This window comes from Streptomyces sp. NPDC060198 (assembly GCF_042728415.1).
Classification (GTDB): domain Bacteria; phylum Actinomycetota; class Actinomycetes; order Streptomycetales; family Streptomycetaceae; genus Streptomyces.
The window spans coordinates 1-3,177 of record NZ_JBHWZJ010000564.1 but is presented as its reverse complement, the minus strand read 5'-3'; the positions used below and the strand labels follow the sequence as shown (position 1 = coordinate 3,177).

Sequence of the window (3,177 nt, the reverse complement as noted above, 5' to 3'; positions counted from 1 at the left end):
CATTCCGCGTCGGGCAGTCCAGGGTTTCGGGTCTTCTTCGCCGCAGTTCTTATCACTGCCGTGGATGCGTCTGATCCAGCGGGCCGATGGAAGAGAAAATCAGCCTTGGAGGACCAGCGTTTCGGCGGCGAGCCGTTTGCGGCGCTCGTGAGCCCGGACGAGGTCGGCGAGCAGCCGTGCGGCGGTCCTGGCAGGCGCACGGTCGACGTCGGCCGTCGCGGTTTCCAGGGCGGGGTGGCCGGCGGCCTTGATCCGCCCGTACACGGCCTCGTGCAGGGGTGTTCGAGGACGGAAGGGACGCAGCAGCGCGGTGTCGGCGCTCTCGCGCCACCCTTCGACACCGGCACGGGCGTCCTCGACCGCGACGACATAGGCGTGGTGTGCGGCGTGCCAGGCCGGAGCGGTGCTGAGCATCGCCCACCGCCGGTCGACCAGTCGCAGCAGGCGGTCCCGTTCGGCGCGGGCGACCTGCTCGCGTGCCAGGCGGCCCCGGACGTCGACATACCGGGCAGTCGTGTCCATCAGAGCCACGAGCCGCGTCCCCTCGTCGTAGAACTCGGCGGCGGCAGCACGGGGGAAGCTCGCCTTCCAGCGGGCCAACGCCCTGTCGAACTCCGCTTCGGCGGTTTCGTCCCGACCGGTGAAGCCCTCGATGTCCAGCGGCCCGATGTCGAGCACCACAGGCCCCTTGGGGCGGTGGCCGGGCTCGATGCCCTGCGAGCGCAGGGCAGCGTACACGGTCGGACGGCTGACGCGGGCGGCCTCGGCGAGTACGGGGATGCTGGTCTCACCCGCCTGCCACGCCAGGGCGATCAGCAGGTCGCGGCGGGCGGTCCGGAAGTTCGCGGCCCACTCGCGCAGCGCTTCCGTCGCCGCCTCCCGTGTCCTGCTCACGCCGCTACCTCCAGTAAAGAATTTTGACTTGTAAAACCATTTTACAAAGGCCGTCGTTCCGGCAGAACGGCGGCGGCCGGATACCGGCCCGCGCAGTCTCGTCACACCGCGTCCGTCCAGCCGGTCGCCGTCCACATCACTTGCGCGCCACCCTCGTTGCTCGCCCGCGCCCTCCGCACGGTCGAGGACGGGATCTGCTCACCGGAGGAGCTGAACGAGTCCGTCCGCAGGCGGCCGCGCCGCGTTCGGCTCATGCCGCGGTTGCTCACCGCGGAGGGCGCGGCACCGCTCGTCGCCCGCGGTCGCCAGGGCTGCGCCGCGGCGGCCAGGTCCTCGTACGACCGTGGCTGCCCGGCTTTCCTCCTCCGGGCGACGCGCTTCCCGGTGCGGACGCGGTCGACCCGTTCAGCGGGTGGCGGCCGCGGCCGGCGGGATGGTCCCGGTGGTGTCCGGCGACAGCCTGGGGCGGCGATGGGCCCAGGGGCGCACGCTCTCGTACGCCGCCGCGGTGCGGAGCACGGTCCCGTCCGCCAGGTGGCGTCCGATCAACTGGAGTCCCACGGGCAGGTCGTCGGGGGTGCGGCCGGCCGGGACGCTCATCGCGGGCGCGCCGGTGAGGGAGGCCGGGTAGTTGAAGCCGATCCAGGCGGTGTCGCCGACGGCTCGGCCCGCGATGCGCTCGGGGCCGTGCACGCCGACCGGAAAGGGCGGTACGGCAGCCGTGGGGGTGATCAGGAGGTCGTACTCGGACATCAGCCCGGCCATGCGATTGGTCAAGGCCTTGCGCACGATGTTGGCGTCGGTGAGTTCCCGCGCCGTCCAGTCGCGCGTCATCCAGGCCACGAGATGCGGGGACATCGTGGAGCCGTGCTGGTCCACCAGGCGTCGCATGCCGGTCAGGTCGGTTTCGGCCGTGATGACGGCCTGGAAGGCTTCGGCGGGATCGCTCCAGCCGGGGACCACTTCGTCGACGGTGCAGCCCAGCCCGCGGAAGGCGGCCACCGCGTCCTCGACCACGGCACGCACCGCCGGGTCGACCGGCAGGTAGCCGAGATCCGGGCTGTAGGCGATGCGCAGCCCGGCGCATCCTTCCGCGGTGCCGCGCCGGGCGGCGGCCGTCCACTCCACGTCGTGGCAGGGGATGGAGTGCCGGTCGCGGGGGTCGGGGCCGGCGAGCACGGAGAGCATGAGCGCGGTGTCTGCGACCGTACGTGTCAGGACACCGAGGTGCTCGATGCTCTCCCAGCCCGAGGCACCCGGCAGGCGTTCGTCGCGGCAGCCGGGCCAGACGGGTACGCGCCCCATCGACGGTTTGAAGCCGACCAGTTCGCTGAAGGCCGCGGGCACTCTCAGCGAGCAGCCGCCGTCGCTCCCCAGCGCCACCGGTCCGAGGCCGGCGGCCACGGCAGCCGCTGATCCGGCGCTCGATCCGCCGGGGGTGAGGTCGGTCCGCCAGGGGTTGCGGCTGGGTGGGAAGAGGGGGTTGTGACCGGCCGGGCTGTAGCCGAACTCCGTGGTGTTGGTCTTCCCGAGCACGACGGCTCCGGCCGCGGTGCCGCGTTCGACGACGATGTCGTCCTGATCGGGCACGTGGTCGCGGTAGGTGGGCGACCCGAAGGTGGTGAGCAGCCCTTCCGTCGCGATCAGGTCCTTCACCCCCAGGGGTACGCCGGCCAGCGGGCCGGGGGTCCCGCCGCGCGCCAGGCTGTCGGCCAGCAGGGCCGCCCGCGCGCGGGCCTGTTCGGGGGCGGGGGTGCAGAACGCCCCGATGAGCGGGTTGACCTGCTCCATGCGGTCCAGCACGGCATCGACCAGTTCGACGGGCGAGAGCCTGCGGCCGGCCACGGCCGCGACGATCTCGGTGGCCGGCAGGAAGCAGAGTTCGTCGCGCTCTTCGGGGGTCACGGGGGGCCTCTTTTCCGGGTGCGGGGCAGGGCGGGTGGTCGTGCGGGCCGGGCGCGAGGAGTGCCCTGTGCCCGGCTGGAAGGGCCGGTCTCAGACGCGGGCGGGACCGGCGGCTTCCGCGGCGAGGTGCCTGTCGGCCTCGGCCGCCACCGGAGTACTCATGGCGGCGGTGCCCGTGTCGTGCCGGGCCCGCAGGAGGTGTGCTCCGTACACGAGTGCCGCCACACCGAAGCCGAGAACGGCGTCCACCGAGCCCGGATACACCTGATGGAGGATCCAGGCGGCGATCGCTCCGGCCGCCCAGGCGACCAGCGCGGGCAGGACGAACCAGGGCCCGACGGCCGTGCCGGTTCCCCCGGCAGCGGCGCTGTCCTCGGC

General features: G+C 72.9%; 4 protein-coding genes. All 4 read right to left on the bottom strand.

Annotated elements, in window-relative coordinates:
- Positions 1-99: 99 nt before the first annotated feature.
- A complete protein-coding gene (locus ACFWEP_RS33475; RefSeq protein WP_387375894.1) occupies positions 100-894 on the bottom strand; it encodes a hypothetical protein in 795 nt (264 codons plus the stop codon).
- A gap of 101 nt (positions 895-995) precedes the next feature.
- Positions 996-1,148, bottom strand: a complete 153-nt coding sequence (locus ACFWEP_RS33470; protein ID WP_387375892.1) for a hypothetical protein — start codon at positions 1,146-1,148, stop codon at positions 996-998.
- A gap of 151 nt (positions 1,149-1,299) precedes the next feature.
- Positions 1,300-2,799, bottom strand: coding sequence for an amidase (locus tag ACFWEP_RS33465; protein WP_387375890.1), 1,500 nt, complete (start codon positions 2,797-2,799; stop codon positions 1,300-1,302).
- 90 nt (positions 2,800-2,889) lie between these two features.
- A partial coding sequence (locus tag ACFWEP_RS33460; protein ID WP_387375888.1) for a hypothetical protein occupies positions 2,890-3,177 on the bottom strand: 288 nt, incomplete at its 5' end.